At 64.7% G+C, this 20,145-nt stretch carries 22 protein-coding genes and 1 pseudogene; 12 read left to right on the top strand and 11 right to left on the bottom strand.

Annotation, left to right across the window (positions count from 1 at the left end; genetic code table 11):
• Positions 1-20 precede the first annotated feature (20 nt).
• From ACSVIK_RS04010 to rloA3, 3 genes are all read left to right on the top strand, one after another.
• Positions 21-770, top strand: a complete 750-nt coding sequence (locus ACSVIK_RS04010) for a quinoprotein dehydrogenase-associated SoxYZ-like carrier (RefSeq protein ID WP_442443078.1) — start codon at positions 21-23, stop codon at positions 768-770.
• 49 nt (positions 771-819) lie between these two features.
• Entirely contained in the window at positions 820-1,749 is a 930-nt protein-coding gene (locus ACSVIK_RS04005; protein ID WP_442443077.1) for a quinoprotein relay system zinc metallohydrolase 1, read from the top strand.
• A 458-nt stretch (positions 1,750-2,207) separates the two neighbouring features.
• Positions 2,208-2,735, top strand: coding sequence for a retropepsin-like aspartic peptidase RloA3 (gene rloA3, locus ACSVIK_RS04000; RefSeq protein WP_442443145.1), 528 nt, complete (start codon positions 2,208-2,210; stop codon positions 2,733-2,735).
• 18 nt (positions 2,736-2,753) lie between these two features.
• Here the strand turns inward: rloA3 and ACSVIK_RS03995 are convergent, their stop codons facing one another.
• Entirely contained in the window at positions 2,754-3,608 is an 855-nt protein-coding gene (locus ACSVIK_RS03995; RefSeq protein WP_442443076.1) for a LysR substrate-binding domain-containing protein, read from the bottom strand.
• A gap of 97 nt (positions 3,609-3,705) precedes the next feature.
• Between ACSVIK_RS03995 and ACSVIK_RS03990 the strand changes: the two genes are divergently transcribed.
• The 4 genes from ACSVIK_RS03990 to ACSVIK_RS03975 are packed head-to-tail and all read left to right on the top strand — an operon-like array spanning position 3,706 to position 6,565.
• Positions 3,706-3,930 (top strand): DUF1127 domain-containing protein, encoded by a 225-nt coding sequence (locus ACSVIK_RS03990; RefSeq protein ID WP_442443075.1) that lies wholly within the window; start codon positions 3,706-3,708, stop codon positions 3,928-3,930.
• A 16-nt stretch (positions 3,931-3,946) separates the two neighbouring features.
• The gene (locus ACSVIK_RS03985; protein WP_442443074.1) at positions 3,947-4,891 is read left to right on the top strand and encodes a DMT family transporter; all 945 of its coding nucleotides are present in this window, start codon (positions 3,947-3,949) and stop codon (positions 4,889-4,891) included.
• A 19-nt stretch (positions 4,892-4,910) separates the two neighbouring features.
• Positions 4,911-5,360, top strand: a complete 450-nt coding sequence (locus ACSVIK_RS03980; RefSeq protein WP_442443073.1) for a DUF3291 domain-containing protein — start codon at positions 4,911-4,913, stop codon at positions 5,358-5,360.
• Between the two features lie 11 nt (positions 5,361-5,371).
• Entirely contained in the window at positions 5,372-6,565 is a 1,194-nt protein-coding gene (locus ACSVIK_RS03975; protein WP_442443072.1) for a winged helix-turn-helix domain-containing protein, read from the top strand.
• Here the strand turns inward: ACSVIK_RS03975 and ACSVIK_RS03970 are convergent.
• The 3 genes from ACSVIK_RS03970 to ACSVIK_RS03960 all read right to left on the bottom strand — a co-directional run bounded on the left by ACSVIK_RS03970 (position 6,562) and on the right by ACSVIK_RS03960 (position 9,267).
• Positions 6,562-6,951 carry a lysozyme inhibitor LprI family protein gene (locus ACSVIK_RS03970; RefSeq protein WP_442443071.1) on the bottom strand — a complete coding sequence of 130 codons (390 nt, stop codon included), beginning with the start codon at positions 6,949-6,951 and terminating at the stop codon, positions 6,562-6,564. The genes ACSVIK_RS03975 and ACSVIK_RS03970 overlap by 4 nt on opposite strands.
• Before the next feature lie 52 nt (positions 6,952-7,003).
• Positions 7,004-7,759, bottom strand: a complete 756-nt coding sequence (locus ACSVIK_RS03965) for a M48 family metallopeptidase (protein WP_442443070.1) — start codon at positions 7,757-7,759, stop codon at positions 7,004-7,006.
• A 161-nt stretch (positions 7,760-7,920) separates the two neighbouring features.
• Positions 7,921-9,267, bottom strand: coding sequence for a class II 3-deoxy-7-phosphoheptulonate synthase (locus ACSVIK_RS03960; RefSeq protein ID WP_442443069.1), 1,347 nt, complete (start codon positions 9,265-9,267; stop codon positions 7,921-7,923).
• Between the two features lie 157 nt (positions 9,268-9,424).
• Here ACSVIK_RS03960 and ACSVIK_RS03955 point away from each other — a divergent pair, with 157 nt between their 5' ends.
• Positions 9,425-10,204, top strand: coding sequence for a spermidine synthase (locus ACSVIK_RS03955; RefSeq protein WP_442443068.1), 780 nt, complete (start codon positions 9,425-9,427; stop codon positions 10,202-10,204).
• 228 nt (positions 10,205-10,432) lie between these two features.
• A pseudogene (locus ACSVIK_RS03950) lies at positions 10,433-12,144 on the top strand (DEAD/DEAH box helicase).
• Positions 12,145-12,230: 86 nt separating this feature from the next.
• Here the strand turns inward: ACSVIK_RS03950 and ACSVIK_RS03945 are convergent.
• Together ACSVIK_RS03945 and ACSVIK_RS03940 are read right to left on the bottom strand one after the other, a co-directional pair.
• Complete coding sequence (locus ACSVIK_RS03945) at positions 12,231-12,632, bottom strand: transcriptional regulator (RefSeq protein WP_442443067.1); 402 nt, start codon at positions 12,630-12,632, stop codon at positions 12,231-12,233.
• 73 nt (positions 12,633-12,705) lie between these two features.
• On the bottom strand, positions 12,706-13,473 hold the full coding sequence (locus ACSVIK_RS03940; RefSeq protein WP_442443066.1) for a DODA-type extradiol aromatic ring-opening family dioxygenase: 768 nt from the start codon (positions 13,471-13,473) through the stop codon (positions 12,706-12,708).
• A 197-nt stretch (positions 13,474-13,670) separates the two neighbouring features.
• On the opposite strand from ACSVIK_RS03940, the gene ACSVIK_RS03935 reads away from it, so the two are divergent.
• Positions 13,671-14,330, top strand: coding sequence for a thiopurine S-methyltransferase (locus tag ACSVIK_RS03935; protein WP_442443065.1), 660 nt, complete (start codon positions 13,671-13,673; stop codon positions 14,328-14,330).
• A gap of 374 nt (positions 14,331-14,704) precedes the next feature.
• Here the strand turns inward: ACSVIK_RS03935 and htpX are convergent, their stop codons facing one another.
• From htpX to ACSVIK_RS03915, 4 genes are all read right to left on the bottom strand, one after another.
• Positions 14,705-15,577, bottom strand: a complete 873-nt coding sequence (htpX, locus tag ACSVIK_RS03930; protein ID WP_442443064.1) for a protease HtpX — start codon at positions 15,575-15,577, stop codon at positions 14,705-14,707.
• Positions 15,578-15,666: 89 nt separating this feature from the next.
• A complete protein-coding gene (locus ACSVIK_RS03925) occupies positions 15,667-16,119 on the bottom strand; it encodes a hypothetical protein (RefSeq protein WP_268177747.1) in 453 nt (150 codons plus the stop codon).
• A 2-nt stretch (positions 16,120-16,121) separates the two neighbouring features.
• Entirely contained in the window at positions 16,122-16,868 is a 747-nt protein-coding gene (locus ACSVIK_RS03920; protein WP_442443063.1) for an SDR family oxidoreductase, read from the bottom strand.
• An 11-nt stretch (positions 16,869-16,879) separates the two neighbouring features.
• Positions 16,880-18,091 carry a pyridoxal phosphate-dependent aminotransferase gene (locus ACSVIK_RS03915; protein ID WP_442443062.1) on the bottom strand — a complete coding sequence of 404 codons (1,212 nt, stop codon included), beginning with the start codon at positions 18,089-18,091 and terminating at the stop codon, positions 16,880-16,882.
• 170 nt (positions 18,092-18,261) lie between these two features.
• On the opposite strand from ACSVIK_RS03915, the gene msrB reads away from it, so the two are divergent.
• Positions 18,262-18,657 (top strand): peptide-methionine (R)-S-oxide reductase MsrB, encoded by a 396-nt coding sequence (gene msrB / locus ACSVIK_RS03910; protein WP_442443061.1) that lies wholly within the window; start codon positions 18,262-18,264, stop codon positions 18,655-18,657.
• Between the two features lie 45 nt (positions 18,658-18,702).
• Here msrB and ACSVIK_RS03905 read toward each other — a convergent pair whose 3' ends face one another.
• Positions 18,703-18,882 (bottom strand): PA1571 family protein, encoded by a 180-nt coding sequence (locus ACSVIK_RS03905; protein ID WP_442443060.1) that lies wholly within the window; start codon positions 18,880-18,882, stop codon positions 18,703-18,705.
• A 146-nt stretch (positions 18,883-19,028) separates the two neighbouring features.
• Between ACSVIK_RS03905 and ACSVIK_RS03900 the strand changes: the two genes are divergently transcribed.
• A complete protein-coding gene (locus ACSVIK_RS03900; protein ID WP_442443059.1) occupies positions 19,029-20,144 on the top strand; it encodes an ATP-NAD kinase family protein in 1,116 nt (371 codons plus the stop codon).
• Position 20,145 lies beyond the last annotated feature (1 nt).

Here is a 20,145-nt window from a genome sequence, read left to right as displayed (position 1 = left end):
GCGCGAGCCGGAGGTGGGCAATGGATTGGCGTGGCCTGATAGTGCTGGCGCTCTGCGCTTGGGGCTGGGAGGCGCGGGCGGCGACGCCCGATCCGGTGGCCTCGGTGATGTGGGACTACTACCACCAGCGCTTGCTCGATGGCGAGCCCTTCGTCTTCGATGAGCAGGTGCGCCTCGAGGTGCCGCCCTTCGCCGAAGACGCGCGCCAGGTGCCGATCCAGATCGACGCCAGCGCCTATCGCGGCAAGGTCAGACGCATCCTGGCCTGGGCCGAGCTCAACCCTATCCCGCGCATTGTCGATTTCACCCCCAGCGCCGCGCTGGAGCCGACCTTGGCCATTCGTATTCGTGTGGAGCAGGCCACGCCGATTCGTGCGGCGGTGCTGACCGAGGACGGCGTCTGGCATATCGGCTCGGCACGGGTGGAGGCGGCCGGCGGTGGCTGCACCGCGCCCAGTGTGGTGCGCGCCGAAGCGGGCTGGCAGGAGCGCCTGGGCCAGGTGTTGGGCAAGCGCTTCCTGCGCGGCGAAGACAGCCGCCTGCGCCTGCAGGTGTCGCACCCCATGGACAACGGCCTGGTCGGTGGCATCCCCGAGTTCTATATCGAACGGGCCGAGCTGCGCGATCCGGATGGCCAGGTGCTGGGGCGCCTGGAGCTGTTCCCGGCGGTCAGCGAGAACCCGACGCTGACCTTCGACCTGCGCGGCGACCGCCACGCCGAACTCTGGCTGCGCGACAACAACGGCAACGAATTCCAGGCCGCGTTCTGAACGAGCCGGCGTAGGGTGCGCTGCGCGCACCAAGCACACAGGGGGCTCCATGCGCTGGATACTATTGCTGACCTGCCTGCTCGCCAGCCTGGCCCAGGCGCTCGACTACCGCCTGCAACCGCGGCAGATCGCCGAGGGGGTCTGGTTGGTTGAAGGTAGCACCGACAATTTCGCTGCGGACAACGGCGGCAATATCGTCAATATCGGCTTTATCGAAACCGCCGACGGCGTGGTGGTGATCGACACCGGCCCGTCACGCCGTTACGGCGAGGCGCTACGTCAGAGCATCGAGCATGCCACCGGCAAGCCGGTGCTGCGCGTGCTGCTGACTCATCACCATCCCGATCACGTGCTGGGTAACCAGGCCTTCACCGACGTACCTATCGCCGCCTTGCCGGGCACCACGAAGCTGCTGGCCGAGCAGGGCGATGCCATGGCGGAAAACATGTACCGCCTGGTGGGCGACTGGATGCGCGGTACCGAGGTGGTATTGCCTACAGAAAAGGCGCAGGAGGGCGTGCTTGAGATCGGTGGTCGACGCCTGCAGCTACTGGCGCTGAGCGGCCATACCGGCGCCGACCTGGCCATTCTCGACCAGCGCACGGGGGTGTTGTTCGCCGGCGACATCCTGTTCTACCAACGCGCCCTGACCACGCCGAACACGCCGGGGCTGGACGTCTGGCTGGCCGATCTGGATCGCCTGCAAGCGCTGCCCTGGAAGCAGATCGTGCCCGGCCACGGCCCGCTGGCCACCGATGCCGCGCCCTTTGCGCAGATGCGCGACTACCTGGGCTGGCTCGATGGCCTGCTGCGCCAGGGCGCGGAGCAGGGCGCCGAGATGAACGAGCTGATCCGCGCACCGATCCCCGCGCGTTTCGCCCAGGTCAACCTGAGCCGCTACGAACTGATCCGCAGCGTCAGTCACCTCTATCCGCGCTACGAGCGCCAGGCCATGAGCCGGGTGGATCGCGCCGAGTGACGAGGTGTGTTGCCGCCTGGTTTCTGTGGGAGGGGCTTTAGCGGCGAATCGTGGCTAAAGCCCCCCCACGCTAGCCTGAATCGCCGCTGGCATGTCCTCGGCTTACCTCCTGCGTCCATGCTGCGTGTAAGGCCTACCGGGACGCCGGTCGCTCGGAAGCAGTACGCCATTGCTAGGAGTCTTGGGCGTGAGTTGTGGTGCCGAACTGGACATGGCCCGGCGGACTGTTCGCTGGCGCTCCTGAGTCCGCCCTACGAGCTAAGAGCGGTCGGCGCTCCGATCCGCTCTACGTGGCCGGCGCTTCGGCCCGCCCTACACACTGAACTGAAATCTGACCCGACCACTCTCAAAAGGGCGGCCCTGCCTTGCTTGCGACAAGCGGGCAGGCCATTTGACGAAAAATTGACCTGCACCCGAGTAGGGTGGGCTTTTCACAACCGAGGTAGCTGTCGATGGCCATGCCCCCTGTAACCGCTTCCGCTGTGGCGCTGATGCTGGCGATGATGTCCTCGCCAGCCGTGCACTCGAAGACGAACTCGCCATCTCCCCGCGTCTATGGGTGGGTAGAGGAGGGGCTGCTGCTGCCGGAAAAGGCTGCGCTGAAGATCAAACTGGATACCGGCGCCCTGACGTCGTCGATGGATGCGAAAGACCTCGAGCGCTTCGAGAAAGATGGCGAGGACTGGGTGCGTTTCAATGTGGAAGCCAAGGACAGCAAGAGCGGAAAGACCCTGAGCATCCCCTTCGAGCGGCGCGTCGAAAGGAACGTCAAGGTCAGAGGGGCGGGCGGCGCGGAGAGACGCCCGGTGGTCAGGCTCAGGATGTGCATTGGCGATCGCATCTACAACGAGGAGTTCTCGCTGAAGAATCGCGGCAAGATGATCTATCCGGTGTTGATCGGCCGGCGCACGCTGGAGCACCTGGGCGCCGTGGATGTTTCCAAGACATTTACCGTCGAACCCAAGTGCTCGAACGGCAAATCTTAGGCTGTGACGCCCCCTGCGCTAGAGCCTGAACCCCTCGACGATATGCTCGGCCAGGCACTCGGTCACTGGCGACTGGCTGCCTTCCTTGCGTAGCAGCACGATGCTGGTCATTGGCAATGTCGGCAGGCCCTCGGCTTCGCCGAGGATGTGCAGATCGGGGGTGATCAGGCTCTGCAGTTGCGCGGTCACTGCCAGCCCGGCGCGCACCACGGCGAAGATCGCCGACAGGCTGGGGCTGGTGTAGGCGATGCGGTAGGGGCGGCTCATGGCGTCCAGCGCATTGCACGCCCACTCGCGGCAAAAACAGTCGGCATTGAACATCGCCAGCGGCATGGGCGTCTGCTCGTGCGGGGCGAAACCCTGCGCCACGGCCCAGGCGAAGCGTTCCTGGCGCAGCAACTGGCCGATCTCCTTGCCCGGCTGGCGGGTGACGATGGTCAGGTCGAGATCCTGGCGTTGCAGCAACTGCCCGGAGGGTTCGCAGTGCACCTCCACCTGCACCAGCGGGTAGGCCTGGGCGAAGCGCGAGAGAATCTCCGGCAGAAAGCGCATCACGTAGTCGTCCGGCGTGCCGATGCGCACGGCGCCGACCATGTGCGGCTCGCGCAGGGTATTGAGCACCTCACCATGCAGCTTGAGAATGCGCCGCGCATAACCCAGCAGCACCTGCCCCTCGGGCGTGAGGCGAACCTGGCGGCCGTCGCGCTCGAACAAGGGGCGTTGCACCACATCCTCTTCCAATCGCTTCATCTGCATGCTGATCGCTGACTGGGTGCGGTTCACCGCATCGGCGGCGCGGGTGAAACCGCCGGTGTCGGCGATGGCGACGAAGCTGCGCAGCAGTTCGGTATCAATGCTGGGGTGGTAAGCCATTCATCAACTCTCGAGATGGGTTGCATAAGAAACATTCGTTGGATTGATCTTAAGCCCGGCGCGAGACTGGCGCCAACCCCACAGGGAGGGCGATGAGATGAAAGGTCAGAAAGGTTATGCAATGGCTTCGGCCATGCCGTCCGGGCGCTTGCCGAGGTTGGTCAATGTCTGGCGCCTGCTGCGTCGTTGGCAGCAACTGGCGCGTGAGCGCCGTCAGTTGGCGGAGCTGGATATGGCGGCATTGAAGGATCTGGGCTTGAGCCGCGCCGACGTGATGCAGGAAAGCGAGCGGCCATTCTGGGATGATCCGCTGCGCAAATGAACCATGGAGTGATGCGATGACCGCTGTACGCAAGGGTGCCGATCTGTTCCTGTTCCAGCTGATGCTGTTGCTCTGTGCCATCTGGGGCAGCCAGCAGGTGGCGATCAAGCTGGCGGCCCCGGATGTCGCACCCATGCTGCAGGTGGCCCTGCGCTCGGGCATTTCCGCCTTGCTCGTCGCGCTGTTGCTGCTCTGGCAGCGCGGCTGGCAGGGCTGGGTGGGCTGCACCTGGCGTGCGGGCGTGCTGGCCGGTGTGCTGTTCGCGCTGGAGTTCTTCTTCATCGCCCTCGGCCTGCGCCATACCTCGGCCTCGCATATGGCGGTATTCCTCTATACCGCGCCGATCTTCTCGGCGCTGGGCCTGCATCTGCTGCTGCCCAGCGAACACCTGCGCCGTCTGCAATGGCTGGGTATCGCGCTGTGCTTCGCGGGCGTGCTGATGGCCTTCGGCGTGGGCGGCAACTGGGCCGAGATCGACGGCGGCATGCTGCTTGGCGATGCCCTGGGGCTGTGCGCCGGTATGGCCTGGGGCGCCACCACCGTGGTGGTGCGTGCTTCTCGCTTGTCCGAGGCGCCGCCTGGGCTGACCCTGTTCTACCAACTGGCAGTGGCTTTCGTCCTGCTGCTTGGTTATGCGCTGGCGGTGGTCGATATCGGCCAGGTGCGCTGGAGCCCGGTGGCCATCGGCAGCATCCTGTTGCAGGGCGTGGTGGTGTCGTTCTTCAGCTACCTGACCTGGTTCTGGTTGCTGCGCCGCTACCTGGCCTCGAACATGGCGGTGTTCTCCTTCATGACCCCGCTGTTCGGGGTTACCTTCGGCGTGCTGGTGCTGGACGAGCCGCTGACGCTGAATTTCATCATCGGCGCGGCGCTGGTGCTCAGTGGCATTACATTGGTCAGCAGCGAAGCCTGGTTGCGTCGACGCCTGGCCGGCTGGCGTGGCGTGCAGCAGCAACCCTGATCCGCAAGGAGGCTGGAAATTGTCCACTTATCACTTGGCCCAACTGAATATCGCCTGGATGAAAGCGCCGTTGGAGGCGCCGGAGATGGCCGACTTCGTAGCCAATCTGGAGCGCATCAACGCGCTGGCCGAAGCTTCGCCCGGCTACATCTGGCGCTTGCAGGACGAAGCGGGCGACGCCACGGCGATTCGCCCCTTTGGCGAGGATGTCTTGGTCAATATGTCGGTCTGGCAGGATGTGCAATCCCTCAGCGATTACGTCTACAAGTCCGCCCATACCGAGATGCTCAAGCGCCGCCGCGAGTGGTTCGAGCGTGTCGAACAGATGCATCAGGTGTTGTGGTGGGTGCCCGTTGGGCACCGACCGAGCGTGGTGGAGGCGGCCGAGCGCCTGGGCCATCTTCGCGAGCACGGTGCTACACCACAGGCTTTCAGCTTTCGCCATGCGTTCGCGGCGCCGGCCTGCTAGGCTGGCTCGCCATGACCCTCTCACTTTCTCTTGCCGAAGCCCGTCGCCTGGCCCTGGCTGCCCAGGGCTTCGGTCGTACGCCGCGTGGTGCCATCGTCCATAAGCACTTGCAGGTGCAGATCGAGCGTCTGGGCGTGCTGCAGATCGATTCGGTCAATGCTCTGGTGCGCTCGCATTACCTGCCGGCGTTCTCCCGCCTGGGCCATTACCAGGCGCAGCATCTCGACGAGCTGGCCTGGGGCCGCGCGCGGCGCCGGCGCCTGTTCGAGTACTGGGGGCACGAAGCCTCCTTGCTGCCGCTGGAACTCTACCCACTGCTGCGCTGGCGCATGCGCCGAGCAGCGGGCGGGCAGGGCATCTATCCAGGTCTGGCGCGCTTCGGCATGGAACGTCGCGATGTGATAGCTGCCGTGCTGCAGGCGGTGCGCGAGCGCGGCGTGTTGGGGGCCGGGAGCCTCAGTACGCGTACCGAGAAGGCTGGCCCCTGGTGGGACTGGAGCGCGGAGAAAACGGCGCTGGAATGGCTGTTTGCTGCAGGCGAAGTCACCGTTGCCGGCCGTCGCGGTTTCGAGCGTCTTTACGATTTGCCAGAGCGGGTCATTCCGGGCGAGCTGCTGAACCATGCCGAGCTGGATGAAGACGAAGCACAGCGCCATCTGCTGCTGCGTTCGGCCGATGCCCTGGGTGTGGCCACCGAGAAGGATCTGCGCGACTACTACCGACTCGATGCCGGCGACAGCAAGCGGCGTATCGCCGAGCTGGTGGAGGCGGGCGAGTTGCTGCCGGTCGCGGTGCAGGGCTGGCGGCAGCTTGCCTACTGCCATGGTGAGCCGCGCATCCCGCGGCGTGTACGCCATAGCGCCTTGCTTTCGCCTTTCGACTCGCTGATCTGGGAACGCGAGCGTACCGAGCGGCTGTTCGGCTTCCGCTATCGTCTGGAGATCTACACCCCGCAGGCCAAGCGCGTGTATGGCTACTACGTGCTGCCATTTCTGCGTCATGAGCGCCTGCTGGCGCGAGTGGATCTGCGCAGCGAGCGCGCGGCGGGGCGCCTGGCGGTGCATGCGGTGCATCTCGAGGAGGCGGTACTGAGCGAGGAGGCGCGCCAGGCGCTAAGCGATTCGCTGCAGGCGCTGGCGGATTGGCTGGGGCTGGATGAGGTGTGGTTGGCGCCGAGTGTTAGCCAGCGAGGGGTGTTCGGCTAGATGCCGTTATCCAGCAGGAATTGCAGTTCGTTGACGCGCTCGATATTCATCTTCATCGGGCAATAGTGATACATCGGTGAGCCGACACGGCGGCCCTGCAATTCACATTGGCCGTTGCGATAGATCAGCCAGGCCTTTTGCGTCGCTTCCAACTGCTGGGCATCTTCTTGCGCGCTTGCCTGGAACTTCAGGAAAAGCTGTTGATAGATGCGGTTCATCTCCTGCTTCGCCTTGTTCGATACGCCTTCCGCGCAGATTGCGACGACGGAGTTGTTGACCGTGCCATTGGCGTCCAGGCAGTCCTGGTATTGCTTGTCGTAATCGGCCCATGTGTTCAGCGGCAGGAGTGGCAGAGCGGCGATCAGATATTTGCTCAGCGTCGACATGACTGTCTCCCTGTGGGCTCAGGGGCCACGGCGCAGCCCCTGAGCCTTGCCCTTACTTGGCCGCCAGACGATTACGCATATTCTCGGCGCGCTCGGCGGAGCTTGGGTGCGAGTCGAACATGCTGCTCTCACCGCCACTGAGCTTGGCCAGCTTCTCGAATGCGCTGACCAGGCCTTCACGGGGGATGTTGCGCTCGGTCAGCAGGTCGAAGGAGAAGTTGTCGGCCGCGCTTTCCTGGCTTTGCGAGAACTGCGCATTGACCAGTTGTTCGCCCAGTGCACCCAGTTGCGAGGAGGACAGTGCGGCGACGGTGCCGTTGCCCGAGGCAGCCGCTGCATTGCGCGCGGCAGAGGTGGCGTAGGCGGTCTGCATGGCCTTCTTGGTGTGGCCGAGGGCAACGTGGCCCATCTCATGGCCCAGCACGCCTTCGACTTCGTTGTCGTTCATCGCGTCCATCAGGCCGCTGTAGACGCGCACGCAGCCGTTGGCCATGGCCCAGGCATTGACCTCGTCATTGAGGTAGACCTTGTAGTTGACCGGCGTGCCGTTGACCTGATTGCCGAGGTTGGCGGCGATCTTGTTCAGGCGCTTGCCGTAGGACGTTTCCGGGCCGGCGATGCTGTTGGAGGCATCCATTTCCGCGCAGGCCTTGTCGGACATGCTTTTCACTTCGGCATCGCTGAGGGTAGCGGCCTGCACGGCCATGAGGCCCGATTGCAGCATGGCGTCGGGGGACATGTTCTGGCAGCCGCTCAGCAGTACGGCGCTGGAGAGGGCGAAAGTGGAGAGGGTGGTGCGTAGTTGCATGGATCATCGTCCTTGTTGGTGGTGTGGGCCGCGAGTCCTTTCCGGCTGGGGAGCGTTGTTTGCACCGGGCGGTGCTCGCGTTGAGGCGGCATTATGCCGGATACCGCACAAAAGAAGTGCGAGCGGGTTCGCGCCCTGGCCAATGGCCAGGGCGCAACGGCTTAGCGTCGTACTTGCTTCAGCGTCTCGGCGATCATGAAGGCCAGCTCCAGGGACTGGTCGGCATTCATGCGCGGGTCACAGTGGGTGTGGTAGCGGTCGGACAGGCCGTCCTCGGTGATCGGTCGCGAGCCGCCGATGCATTCGGTGACGTTCTGCCCGGTCATCTCGATATGGATACCGCCGGCATATGTGCCTTCGGCCCGGTGCACGGCGAAGAACTGCCGCACCTCGGCGAGAATCTGCGCGAAGTCGCGGGTCTTGTAGCCGCTGCTGGCCTTGATGGTGTTGCCGTGCATGGGGTCGGAACTCCACAGCACCTGGCGGCCTTCGCTCTGCACCTTGCGCAGCAGGCGCGGGAAGTGCGCTTCGACCTTGTCCGCGCCCATGCGCACGATCAGGTTGAGGCGCCCAGGATCGTTTTCCGGGTTGAGCACGTCGATCAGGCGGATCAGTTCGTCCGGGTCCATGCTCGGGCCGACCTTGACGCCGATGGGGTTCTCGATGCCGCGCATGAATTCGACATGGGCACCGTCGAGCTGGCGAGTGCGGTCGCCGATCCACAGCATGTGCGCCGAGCAGTCGTACCAGCGGCCGCTGAGGCTGTCGCGGCGGACGAAGGCCTGCTCGTAATTCAGCAGCAGCGCCTCGTGGGCGGTGAAGAAGCTGGTTTCGCGCAGTTGCGGCGCGCTGTCCATGCCCACGGCACGCATGAAGGCCAGGGTTTCGTCGATGCGGTCGGCGAGCTGGTGGTACTTCTCGGCCAGCGCCGAGTTGGCGATGAAATCGAGGTTCCACTGATGCACCTGATGCAGGTCGGCGAAGCCGCCCTGGGCAAAGGCGCGCAGCAGGTTGAGGCTGGCAGTGGCCTGGTGGTAGGCCTGCAGCAGGCGCTCGGGGTCGGGCACGCGGCTGGCGGCGTCGAAGCCGATGCCGTTGACGATGTCGCCCCGGTAGGCGGGCAGGGTGACACCATCGAGGGTTTCGCTGCCGGACGAGCGCGGCTTGGCGAACTGGCCGGCCATGCGCCCGATCTTGACCACCGGGCAGCCGGCGGCGAAGGTCATGACGATGGCCATTTGCAGCAGCACCTTGAAGGTGTCGCGGATCTTCGCGGCGGAAAACTCGGCGAAACTTTCGGCGCAGTCACCGCCTTGCAACAGGAAGGCGCGGCCCTGGGTGACCTCGGCGAACTGGCGACGCAGCTCGCGCGCCTCGCCGGCGAACACCAGCGGCGGATAGCCGGCCAGGGTCTGTTCGACCCGCATCAGGTGGGCGGCATCAGGGTATTCGGGCTGTTGCTGGATGGGCTTGGCCCTCCAGCTTTCGGGGCTCCAGGCGTGCGACATGGTGCATCTCTAGCGGCTGATTGAGGCGCCGCGCATGGTAACCGATAAGGCGGCCGGCTCGCCGTGCAATTATCGCGTGACCATCGGCAGTGCTTGGCCGACAATCGCAGCGGTGACCCGGCCGCGTGGCTCAGGGACGACATTCAGGAGCAAGGACATGCCGGGATTGCCGCCGAGCGAAGAGATGCAGAAGCTGGACGAAGTCCTGCTGGCCGAAGTGCGTGATGCCTTCGGGGTGATTCGCGTGGTGCAGATCGGTGCCTATCGTTTCCTCGAATTCGGCGATGCCATCGAGCAGAGCTGCGTGTTTCCTGCCGACCCGACCTGGCTGGAGTACGACTATACCCGTGCCATGCTGCTCGGTGCCCTGGCTCATGAGCAGCCTGAGACCGCGCTGTTTCTCGGCCTGGGGGCCGGCAACCTGACTCAGGCCTGCCTGAAGTTCCTGCCCCTGGAAGATGTCGAGGCCATCGAGTTGCGCCCGGACGTGCCGCGCCTGGCCATGGAGTTTCTCGGCCTGGACGACGACCCGCGCCTGACCATCCGCATCGGCGATGCCATCGAGCTGTTGCCCAGCGCGGAAACCGCCGATCTGATCTTCCTCGACCTCTATACCGACCAGGGCCCGGGTGTCGGCCACCTGGCCTGGAACTTCCTCGAGCAGTGCCAGGCCAAGCTCAACCCCGGCGGTTGGCTGATCATCAACCAGTGGGCCAGCAACGATGGCAAGCCGCTGGGCGCGGCGCTGCTGCGTGGCCTGTTCCATCGCCATTACTGGGAGTGCCCGGTGAAGGAGGGCAACGTGGTGATGCTGATTCCCGCCGACCTGGATCAGGAGCTGGATCTGGGCCTGTTGCAACTGCGTGCTGGCGAGATGGCGCCCCGGCTGGGCTATTCGTTGCAGCCATTGATCGATCTGTTGCGTCCAGCCAGTTAACGCAGCGACAGCCGCTTGGCGTCGGAAAAACCTGTCCCACAGGCTAAAAAATCCTGTATGATCCGCGCCCGGCCAAAACGGCCTCGTCACTACTGCGAAGCCCCGCTTCGTTGCTGGTTCGCTGCGGCGAACTATTCTTGACGTTTCATCCATCGTTTTCGCAAATGCCCGTCTATCGGCTGCCAGGGTGACCCACAAGGTCCTACATGGCACGTGCAGCCTTTGTTCCTGGGTCTTTGCGGATGCACAGAGGCAGACCCATGACCCAGGAAACCGGCGGCTTCGCCGCGCTCGGACTTCACCCCAATATTCTCGCCGCTCTGACCGCCGTCGGTTACGAAGAGCCGTCGCCGATCCAGTCGCAGGCCATCCCGGTGATCCTCGCCGGCCACGACATGATCGGCCAGGCCCAGACCGGCACCGGCAAGACCGCCGCCTTCGCCCTGCCGCTGCTGTCGAAGATCGACCCGGCCAAGCGTGAGCCGCAGGTGCTGATCCTCGCGCCGACCCGCGAGCTGGCCCTGCAGGTGGCCACCGCATTCGAGACCTATTCCAAGCAGATGCCGGGCGTGAACGTGGTCGCGGTCTACGGCGGCGCGCCCATGGGCCCGCAGCTCAAGGCCCTGCGCATGGGTGCGCAGATCATCGTCGCCACGCCGGGGCGTCTGGTCGACCACCTGCGGCGTGACGAGAAGGTGCTGTCCACCATCCAGCACCTGGTACTCGACGAGGCCGACGAAATGCTCAAGCTGGGCTTCATGGACGATCTGGAGGTCATCTTCGAGGCCATGCCGGAAAGCCGCCAGAGCGTGCTGTTCTCCGCCACGCTGCCGCACTCGATCCGCGCCATTGCCGAGAAGCACCTGCGCGAGCCGCAGCACATCAAGATCGCCGCCAAGACCCAGACCGTCTCGCGCATCGAGCAGGCGCACCTGATGATCCACGCCGATCAGAAGATCAACGCCGTGACCCGTCTGCTGGAAGTGGAAGAGTTCGACGCCCTGATCGCCTTCGTGCGTACCAAGCAGGCCACCCTGGATCTGGCCGCTGCGCTGGAAGCCAAGGGCTACAAGGCCGCCGCACTGAACGGCGACATCGCGCAGAACCAGCGCGAGCGCGTGATCGACTCGCTCAAGGACGGCCGCCTGGACATCGTCGTCGCCACCGACGTGGCCGCTCGTGGTATCGACGTGCCGCGCATCACCCACGTGTTCAACGTCGACATGCCCTACGACCCGGAATCCTACGTGCACCGTATCGGCCGTACCGGCCGTGCCGGTCGCGAAGGCCGTGCGCTGCTGCTGGTAACCCCGCGTGAGCGCCGTATGCTGCAGGTGATCGAGCGCGTCACCGGGCAGAAGGTCGGCGAAGTCAAACTGCCGAACGCTCAGCAGGTGCTCGATGCGCGCATCAAGAAACTGACCAGCAGCCTGGCGCCGCTGGTGGCCGATGCCGAAGCCAGCCATGGTGACCTGCTCGACCGTCTGACCGCCGACATCGGCTGCAGCCCGCGTGCCCTGGCCGCTGCGCTGCTGAAGAAGGCCACCAATGGTCAGGCCCTGGATCTGGCCAGTGTCGAGCGTGAGCAGCCGCTGGTACCGGGTGTCGGTGCGCCGCGTGAGCGCCGCGAGCGTGATGGTGAGCGCGGTGGCGAGCGTGGCGAATACCGCGAGCGTCGTGCGCCGCTGCCGCTGGCCGAAGGCCGTGTGCGCTGCCGCACTGCGCTGGGCACTCGTGACGGCATTGCCGCGAAGAACCTGCTCGGCGCCATCCTCAACGAGGGTGGTCTGGCTCGCGAAGCCATCGGCCGCATCCAGATCCGTGAGACCTTCAGCCTGGTGGAACTGCCGGAAGAAGGCCTGGATCGCCTGCTCGGCAAGCTCAAGGACACCCGCGTCGCCGGCAAGGCCCTGAAGCTGCGCCGCTACCGCGAAGACTGAGGCATTGCCCGGCAGAGCCGGGTCTGTTGCTTGCGCAGAACGCCGCACCCGGTTGACCGGGCGCGGCGTTTTTCATGGTGCGCCGTTTACTGCGTTTCGCCGAGGGTGGCCTCTTGGGCAAGGCGGTCGAACACCTCGGGTGTCAGTGCCGCTTCGCCAGCCTGGTCGAGCACTTCACGTGGTCGTTCGCTGCCAGGAATGCTGCTGTCGAGCAGGCTCAGAAGCTGCGCGCCGCGCTTCGTCAGGACGAAATTCTCGCCGTTGCCGCCTTCGCTTTCCGGGCGTGGTGCGATGAAGTCGCCCTTGAGCAGGCTGGCCTCGTAGCGGGTCGCCTCGGCGCGGAAATGGTCGAGGTCGTCGACGCCTTTTCCGGCCTGGTTGAGTTCCTCGGCCAGCTCCTCGGCATAACGCCGTGGTGCGAAGGGCTGGCCGGCGGAGTTCTGTGCCTCGTGCAGCAGGCGTTCGATCAGATCCCAGTGAAAACTCATGTCGCTACCTCCGTATGCGCAGGGTCTATGGGTATCGACCCTGGCATTGCCGCAGAGGTTCGACCTGCTTTGTTCAGCCGAAACGGTAGATATCCATGCCCAGCGCGCCGTGGGTAAAGCCGCTGTGCTCTATGGCGAAGGCGCCACCGGCTGCGCGGGCGAAGAACAGCGGCAGCAGATGTTCGTCGCTCGGGTGGTTGCGCACCGCCTCCGGTGCCCGTTGCCGATAGTCGTGCAGTGCCTGTTCGTCGTCCGCAGCGAGCTGTTGCACCATCCATTGGCGAAACGCCTTGGCCCAGGGCGTGCCCTCGTCCGGCCCGGCGTGCCAGTCCAGCTCGCGCAGGTTGTGGGTGATGCTGCCGGAGCCGATCAACAGGATGTCGCGTTCGCGCAGGCTGGCCAGGGCCTGGCCGATGCGCGTCTGGTGCGCCGGGCCCTGGCGGCTGGGCAGGGAGAGCTGGATCACCGGGACGTCGGCCGCCGGGTACATCAGCGACAGTGGCACCCAGACGCCGTGATCGAATGGCCGTTGTGGGTCGAGGGCAGCGCTGAAACCGGCTGCGCCGAGCAGCTCGGCCACATCATGGGCGAGCTCGGGAGCGCCTGGGGCCGGGTAACGCAGCGCGTACAAGGCGGGCGGGAAGCCGTAGAAGTCATGCCAGGTTTGCGGCTGGGCCGCGCCGGTGAGCAGCAGTTGCTCGCTCTCCCAATGCGCGGACACCACCAGGATGGCGCGCGGACGCGGCAGTTCGGCGGCCAGGCGTGCCAGTGCCGTACCGCTGGCACCGGAATCCAGCGCCAGCATGGGGGAACCGTGAGAGATAAAGAGCGCAGGTAACATGGAAACCTCCGTGACGAGGCTTAATTCTCGCCGAGCTACCTATCGATGAATAACGCATATTCTGCGCTATTCTTATCGATTTCTTCGATGCTTTTGGCCGGCGCCTGTGGCCATCATCTGCTAGGGTTGCCCCTGGCGAAGCACGCGGCGCTTATCTGGGTGCCGCTGTGAATGTTCATTCGGGTGAGAGGGAAAAGATGCACGAGGCTTTCTGGCAGGAGCGCTGGGCGCGCGATCAGATCGGCTTTCATCAGGCTCAGGTCAATCCCTATCTGCAGCGCCATTGGCCCAACCTGGGCGTAAAGTGCAGCGCGAAAGTGCTGGTGCCGCTGTGCGGCAAGAGCCTCGACCTGGCCTGGTTGGCCGGGCAGGGGCATGCGGTGCTGGGGGTAGAGCTGGCGCAGAAGGCCGTTCGCGAATTCTTCGCTGAGCACGGCTTGCAGCCCCAGGTCGAGGTTCATGGCGCGTTCGAGCGTTACCGTGCCGCCGATATCGAACTCTGGTGCGGCGATTTCTTCGCACTGAGCGCCGCCGATGTGGCCGACTGCCAGGCCTTTTACGACCGCGCCGCGCTGATCGCCTTGCCGACGGCGATGCGTGAGCGCTATGCGGCGCATCTGCGTGCAATTCTGCCGGAGGGCTGCCAGGGGCTGCTGGTGACCCTGGACTACGAGCAGTCACGCATGGACGGCCCGCCGTTCTCGGTCGGCGATGCCGAGGTGCGTGAGCATTTTGCGGGGCGCTGGGTGGTCGATGAGCTGCAGCGTGAGGATGTGTTGGCGGGGAACTGGAAGTTCATCCGGCATGATCTCAAGGCGCTGGACGAGGTGGCCTATCATCTGCGGCATCACCCATGAGTGCGGCAGCGAAAGATTCTTCGTTTTGGACGTAGGCTGTGGTGCCGAACTGGGCATGGCCCGGCGGACTGTTCGCTTAGGCTCCTGAGTCCGCCCTACGGCTGCCAAGCAGCGGTGTAGGGCGTACCGGGCGGCGATCCGTGCGCGAAGCAGTACGTTATTGGGGCAGGGGGGACCTCAGGTTCAGGCGCGTGCAGAGTCCGCCCGGGAGGGTGAAACGAAAGACATCAGCTAAACGCCGACAAGCAGCCTGAACACCAAAAACGCACGCACACTCACACAAACTTGCCAGTCTGGCGCTCAAGCAAACAAGTTCTAGCCCCCATGAAAAAGGGCGACCCGAAGGTCGCCCTTTGTGCATCTTGTAAACCGTATCAGCCGCGGCGGCGCAGCGCCTCGATGCGGTCTTCCAGTGGCGGGTGGCTCATCAGCAGGCCGGCCAGGCCGTTCTTCAGGTTGCCGTTGATGCCGAAGGCGGCCAGGCTGTCGGGCATCTGCACCGGAACCCCCTGTTCGGCGCGCAGGCGTTGCAAGGCGGCGATCATCGCGCCGGAACCGGCCAGGCGGGCGCCGGCTTCGTCGGCCTTGTACTCGCGTTTGCGCGAGAACCACATGACGATGATGCTGGCCAGGATACCTAGTACCAACTCGGCGAAGATGGTCGCGATGAAGTAGCCGATGCCAGGGCCGTCCTCGTTCTTGAGGATGGCCTTGTCGACGAAGTTGCCGAAAATGCGTGCGAAGAACATCACGAAGGTGTTCACCACGCCCTGGATCAGCGCCAGGGTGACCATGTCGCCGTTGGCCACGTGGCCGATCTCGTGGGCCAACACGGCGCGCACTTCATCGGGGGAGAAACGCTCCAGCAAGCCCTGGCTGACGGCGACCAGGGCGTCGTTCTTGTTCCAGCCGGTGGCGAAGGCGTTGGATTCGTAGGCCGGGAAGATGCCGACCTCCGGCATCTTGATGCCGGCTTCGCGCGACAGCTCTTCGACGGTCTGCAGCAGCCACTGTTCGTGGCGGGTGCGCGGTTGGGTAATGATCTGGGTGCCGGTGCTCATCTTCGCCATCCACTTGGAGAGGAACAGCGACACCAGCGAGCCGGCGAAACCGAACACGGCGCAGAAGATCAGCAGGCTGCCATAGTTCTGGCCAGTGAAGCGGTCGACCCCCAGCAGTTTGAGGGTGATGCTGGCAATGATCAGCACCGCCAGGTTGGTGGCCAGGAACAACATAATGCGCATCATGGTGTGAACGGACTCCTCACGGGAAAAGACGTACGAGCGATGCGGGCTATATAAGGGCGTGCCCCTTGGGCTTTCAACTGGCGACTATTTCAAACTATGTCGCTTGCCTTGCCCGCTTGGCTTTCGAACAACAGACGGGTGAGACGGGCGATTCGTTCCCCATGCTGTTGTGCCAGCGCTTCGCGCAGTTGAAAAGCCAGCGTGGCATGCACGCGGCGTACGCTCGGTGGCAGCGCTTCGCCCTCGCGCAGGGCATGAGGAATGCCCCGTGACAGACGCAGGAAGCCCTTTTCGCTGAGTACGGCCTGATCCAGCGCGTCATAGGCGATGGTCGACTCGTAGCGCAGGTAGCCTTCCTCGGCCAGCCACAGCAAGGCACCCAGGCAGGCCTGGTGGCGCTTGCTGGGCAGGCCGAACTCGTCCGGCTCCTCACGGCCGATCAGGTCTTCCACGTATAGCGCCATCTTGCGCGGGAAGGCCTGATAGAGCATGAGCAGGCCGCTGGCCGCGTCCTTGTAGAAGTCGTCGATCTGCAGATCCATGATTACAACGCCCTTGCCAGTAGCGAGGTCGGCAGCCAGGACAGCAGGCGGCCGATCAGGGCCCAGGGCCAGCCGGGTACATAGGCGCTGCGGCTTCGTTTCGCGATGTGCCGGGCGATCAGCCTGGCACCGCGTTCGACGTCGATGACGAAGGGACGCGGGCCGGCATTCTGGTTGATCGGCGTATCGATGTAGCCGGGCAGTATGGTGGTGGTGGCGATGGGGCTGCGATAGAGCTCCAGCTCCAGCGACTGCATGTAGCTGATCAGCCCGGCCTTGCTTGCCGAATAGCCTGCCGTAGCGGGGAGGCCGCGCTTGCCGGCCACCGAGGCGATGGCCACCAGATGGCCGTGACCTTGCTGGCGAAACAGTTGGGCGGCGGCATCGAGGCAGGCGATGGCGCCCAGCAGGTTGGTTTCCAGGGTGCGCCGATAACGCTCGAAATGGCCGCTGCCGGCCTTGCCGGAGAGGCCGATACCCGCATTGGCGATCACCCCGTCCAGGCCGCCCAGGGCATCATGGGCGCCTTGTACGGCCTGCTGGCAGGCCGCGTAGTCGGTGACGTCCAGTGGCAGCACCAGAGCCTGGGTGCCATGTGCCTGCTGCAGTTCGCTGGCCAGCCGCTGCAGGTCGTCCGTGCGGCGGGCAGCCAGGGCCAGGTCATAGCCCTGGCTGGCGAGCTGACGGGCCAGGGCTTCACCGATTCCGGAGCTGGCACCGGTCAGTAGATAGCGTTTGCCCTGGTTCATGTCGCGCCTCCTTACTGGCTGTAACCTTTGAGGAAGTTGCCGATACGACCGATGGCCTGCTCCAGGTCGTCGACGCGGGGCAGGGTGACCACGCGGAAGTGATCCGGCCACGGCCAGTTGAAGGCGGTGCCCTGAACGATCAGCAGTTTCTCGGAAAGCAGCAGATCGAGGACGAACTTCTCGTCGTTATGGATCGGGCAGACCTTGGGGTCGATCTTCGGGAAGGCATAGAGCGCGCCCATGGGCTTGACGCAACTGACGCCAGGGATGTCGTTGAGCAGTTCCCAGGCGCGGTTGCGCTGCTCCAGCAGGCGGCCATTGGGCAGCACCAGGTCGTTGATGCTCTGGTAGCCGCCGAGCGCGGTCTGGATCGCATGCTGGCTCGGCACGTTGGCACACAGGCGCATGTTGGCCAGGATGTCCAGGCCTTCGATGTAGCTCTGTGCCCTGTGCTTGGGCCCGGAGATGGCCACCCAGCCGGAGCGGAAACCGGCCACGCGGTAGCTCTTGGACAGGCCGTTGAAGGTCAGGCAGAGCACGTCCGGGGCCAGCGAGGCGGTGCTGATGTGCACGGCTTCGTCGTAGAGGATCTTGTCGTAGATCTCGTCGGAGAAGATCACCAGGTTGTGCTGGCGCGCCAGCTCGACGATGTCCTGCAGCACTTCGCGCGAGTACACGGCACCGGTGGGGTTGTTCGGGTTGATCAGCACCAGCGCCTTGGTGTTCGGCGTGATCTTGGCGCGCATGTCGGCGATGTCGGGGAACCAGCCGGCCTGCTCGTCGCACAGGTAGTGCACCGGCTTGCCACCGGACAGTGCCACGGCAGCCGTCCACAGCGGGTAGTCGGGCGCCGGGATCAGCACTTCGTCGCCGTTGTTGAGCAGCGCCTGCATGGCCATGACGATCAGCTCGGACACGCCGTTGCCGAGGTAGATGTCCTCGATGCCGACGCCTTCGACCTGCTTCTGCTGGTAGTACTGCATCACCGCCTTGCGCGCGCTGAACAGGCCCTTGGAATCGCTGTAGCCCTGCGCGGTGGGCAGGTTGCGGATGACGTCCTGAAGGATTTCCTCGGGCGCCTCGAAACCGAACGGCGCCGGATTGCCGATGTTCAGCTTGAGGATGCGATGGCCTTCCTCTTCCAGACGCTTGGCGTGCTTGAGCACCGGCCCGCGGATGTCGTAGCAGACGTTGGCGAGCTTGTTCGATTTGCTGACCTGCATGTGAGAAATCCCGATCGATGGAGAGCCCGCTGAATCACGCTGCAAAAAGTATCGCCGGGGGCAACCTTGGCAGCGCGCAAGACGGGTGACAGACTGGGCACGAATCATACGTTGCAGCCTGACCCTGGCAAAGGTTTCGGTCGGGCTTTTTTACGAGGAGGAAGCCGTCCGTGGACAAGCTCGATAAACCCCTGGATGCCTGGCGAGATGAGCTGTCGGATGAACAGTTCCATGTCTGCCGCCTGGGCGGCACGGAGCGCCCCTTCACCGGGCAGTACCACGACAGCAAGGTGCCGGGTGTCTATCACTGCGCCTGTTGCGGTGAAGCGCTGTTCGATTCCGACGCCAAGTACGACTCCGGCAGCGGCTGGCCGAGCTATTTCCAGCCGGTCAGCGACGGGGTGATCCGCGAACTGGAGGATTTCAGCCACGGCATGCATCGCATCGAGGTGAAGTGCGCCAAGTGCGATGCCCATCTGGGCCATGTGTTTCCCGATGGGCCGCGCCCGACCGGGCTGCGCTATTGCATCAACTCCGTCTCGCTCAAGTTGGTGCCGCGCGAGTAGGCAGAAAGAAGGGCTGCCAGGCGCGGCAGCCCTGGAAGGTGATGTTCAGCGTTTCTGTGGGCGACCTTGCAGGCTCTGCTCCAACGATTGGCAGGCACGCTGGATCATCTCTTCGGTGATCGGCACTTCGCGACCCTGCGCATCGATGACGAAGCCCCCCACCGGCGTCGGCAGCGGACGATTGTTCGAGTGTTGCGGCTGATTGGCGGTGTTGTGCAAGCTCATGGCCTGTCTCCTCATCGGTTCTGCGCGCAGTCTAGTGGCGCCGGATGAACGTGCGGTGACAGTGGTGTGTACGGAAAACCGTCACCCTGGCAGCGCACAACGGGTACAAGCAGGCGGCATGCCAGCCTGCCAGCAATGAGGCATTCATGTCGCGTTTCCATATAGGTCTGATCATCAATCCACTGGCTGGCCTGGGTGGCCCGGCTGCGCTCAAGGGCAGCGACGGTGTGGCCGAGCAGGCGTTGGCCCTGGGCATCGAGCCCAAGGCTGCGCAGCGCACGCGCACGGCGCTGGAACAACTGCTGGCGCTGCGTGAGCGCATCGAGTTCGTCAGCTACCCAGGCGCCATGGGGGGCGATCTTCTGGCGCAGATGGGCTTCGAGCATCGCCTGCTGGGGGAGTTGGGCGAGGGGGCGAGTACTGCTGACGATACCCGCCGTGCCGTGCAGCAATTGCAGGATGCCGGTGTGGCGCTGATTCTCTTCGCCGGTGGCGATGGCACCGCGCGTGACGTGTGCGCCGTGGTCAGGGAGGGGCAGCCTGTGCTGGGCATCCCGGCTGGGGTGAAAATCCAGTCCGGTGTCTATGCCATCAGCCCGCGGGCGGCGGGTGAACTGACCGCGCGCCTGGTCGAGGGCGGCCTGGTGCGTCTGGCCAGCGGCGAGGTGCGTGATATCGACGAAGCTGCCCTGCGCGAGGGCCGCGTGACCGCGCGCTGGTATGGCGAGCTGTGCGTACCGCAGGAGGGCGGTTACGTGCAGGCGGTCAAGCAGGGCGGCATGGAGTCCGAGGAGCTGGTGCTGGCCGATCTGGCCGCCTGGCTGGAGAGCGAATGGGAGCCGGGCACGCGTTATGTGTTCGGCCCCGGTTCGACCCTGCATGGCCTGGCGCAGAACCTGGGCCTGGAGACCACCTTGCTCGGCGTGGATGTGCTCGAAGATGGCCAGGTGATCGCCCGTGACGTCAACGAAGCCGAGCTGTTTGCCCTGGTGGAGGGGCAGCCGAGTTACCTGCTGGTCACCGCCATCGGCGGCCAGGGCCATATCATCGGCCGGGGCAACCAGCAGATCAGCCCGCGCGTGCTGCGTGCCATCGGCCTGGAGCGTTTGCGTGTGGTGGCCACCAAGCGCAAGCTGGGTACGCTGGAGGGCCGGCCGCTGCTGGTGGACAGCGGTGACGTGAGCCTGGATGACGCCTTTCCCGATACCGTGCGGGTCTGGGCGGGTTACAAGGAAGAATTGCTCTATCCCCTGAGTCGATAGG

Origin of the sequence: Pseudomonas sp. NCHU5216 (genome assembly GCF_052156495.1) — a bacterium.
Taxonomy (GTDB): domain Bacteria; phylum Pseudomonadota; class Gammaproteobacteria; order Pseudomonadales; family Pseudomonadaceae; genus Aquipseudomonas.
This window is presented reverse-complemented; position numbering and strand designations above follow the sequence as displayed.

What these genes read in the sequence shown, in the direction of transcription:
- ACSVIK_RS04010 (WP_442443078.1), top strand. Translation starts at nt 21, where the DNA reads ATGGATTGGCGTGGCCTGATAGTGCTGGCGCTCTGCGCTTGGGGCTGG.
- ACSVIK_RS04005 (WP_442443077.1), top strand. Translation starts at nt 820, where the DNA reads ATGCGCTGGATACTATTGCTGACCTGCCTGCTCGCCAGCCTGGCCCAG.
- rloA3 (WP_442443145.1), top strand. Translation starts at nt 2,208, where the DNA reads ATGCCCCCTGTAACCGCTTCCGCTGTGGCGCTGATGCTGGCGATGATG.
- ACSVIK_RS03995 (WP_442443076.1), bottom strand. Translation starts at nt 3,608, where the DNA reads ATGGCTTACCACCCCAGCATTGATACCGAACTGCTGCGCAGCTTCGTC.
- ACSVIK_RS03990 (WP_442443075.1), top strand. Translation starts at nt 3,706, where the DNA reads ATGAAAGGTCAGAAAGGTTATGCAATGGCTTCGGCCATGCCGTCCGGG.
- ACSVIK_RS03985 (WP_442443074.1), top strand. Translation starts at nt 3,947, where the DNA reads ATGACCGCTGTACGCAAGGGTGCCGATCTGTTCCTGTTCCAGCTGATG.
- ACSVIK_RS03975 (WP_442443072.1), top strand. Translation starts at nt 5,372, where the DNA reads ATGACCCTCTCACTTTCTCTTGCCGAAGCCCGTCGCCTGGCCCTGGCT.
- ACSVIK_RS03970 (WP_442443071.1), bottom strand. Translation starts at nt 6,951, where the DNA reads ATGTCGACGCTGAGCAAATATCTGATCGCCGCTCTGCCACTCCTGCCG.
- ACSVIK_RS03965 (WP_442443070.1), bottom strand. Translation starts at nt 7,759, where the DNA reads ATGCAACTACGCACCACCCTCTCCACTTTCGCCCTCTCCAGCGCCGTA.
- ACSVIK_RS03960 (WP_442443069.1), bottom strand. Translation starts at nt 9,267, where the DNA reads ATGTCGCACGCCTGGAGCCCCGAAAGCTGGAGGGCCAAGCCCATCCAG.
- ACSVIK_RS03955 (WP_442443068.1), top strand. Translation starts at nt 9,425, where the DNA reads ATGCCGGGATTGCCGCCGAGCGAAGAGATGCAGAAGCTGGACGAAGTC.
- ACSVIK_RS03945 (WP_442443067.1), bottom strand. Translation starts at nt 12,632, where the DNA reads ATGAGTTTTCACTGGGATCTGATCGAACGCCTGCTGCACGAGGCACAG.
- ACSVIK_RS03940 (WP_442443066.1), bottom strand. Translation starts at nt 13,473, where the DNA reads ATGTTACCTGCGCTCTTTATCTCTCACGGTTCCCCCATGCTGGCGCTG.
- ACSVIK_RS03935 (WP_442443065.1), top strand. Translation starts at nt 13,671, where the DNA reads ATGCACGAGGCTTTCTGGCAGGAGCGCTGGGCGCGCGATCAGATCGGC.
- htpX (WP_442443064.1), bottom strand. Translation starts at nt 15,577, where the DNA reads ATGATGCGCATTATGTTGTTCCTGGCCACCAACCTGGCGGTGCTGATC.
- ACSVIK_RS03925 (WP_268177747.1), bottom strand. Translation starts at nt 16,119, where the DNA reads ATGGATCTGCAGATCGACGACTTCTACAAGGACGCGGCCAGCGGCCTG.
- ACSVIK_RS03920 (WP_442443063.1), bottom strand. Translation starts at nt 16,868, where the DNA reads ATGAACCAGGGCAAACGCTATCTACTGACCGGTGCCAGCTCCGGAATC.
- ACSVIK_RS03915 (WP_442443062.1), bottom strand. Translation starts at nt 18,091, where the DNA reads ATGCAGGTCAGCAAATCGAACAAGCTCGCCAACGTCTGCTACGACATC.
- ACSVIK_RS03905 (WP_442443060.1), bottom strand. Translation starts at nt 18,882, where the DNA reads ATGAGCTTGCACAACACCGCCAATCAGCCGCAACACTCGAACAATCGT.
- ACSVIK_RS03900 (WP_442443059.1), top strand. Translation starts at nt 19,029, where the DNA reads ATGTCGCGTTTCCATATAGGTCTGATCATCAATCCACTGGCTGGCCTG.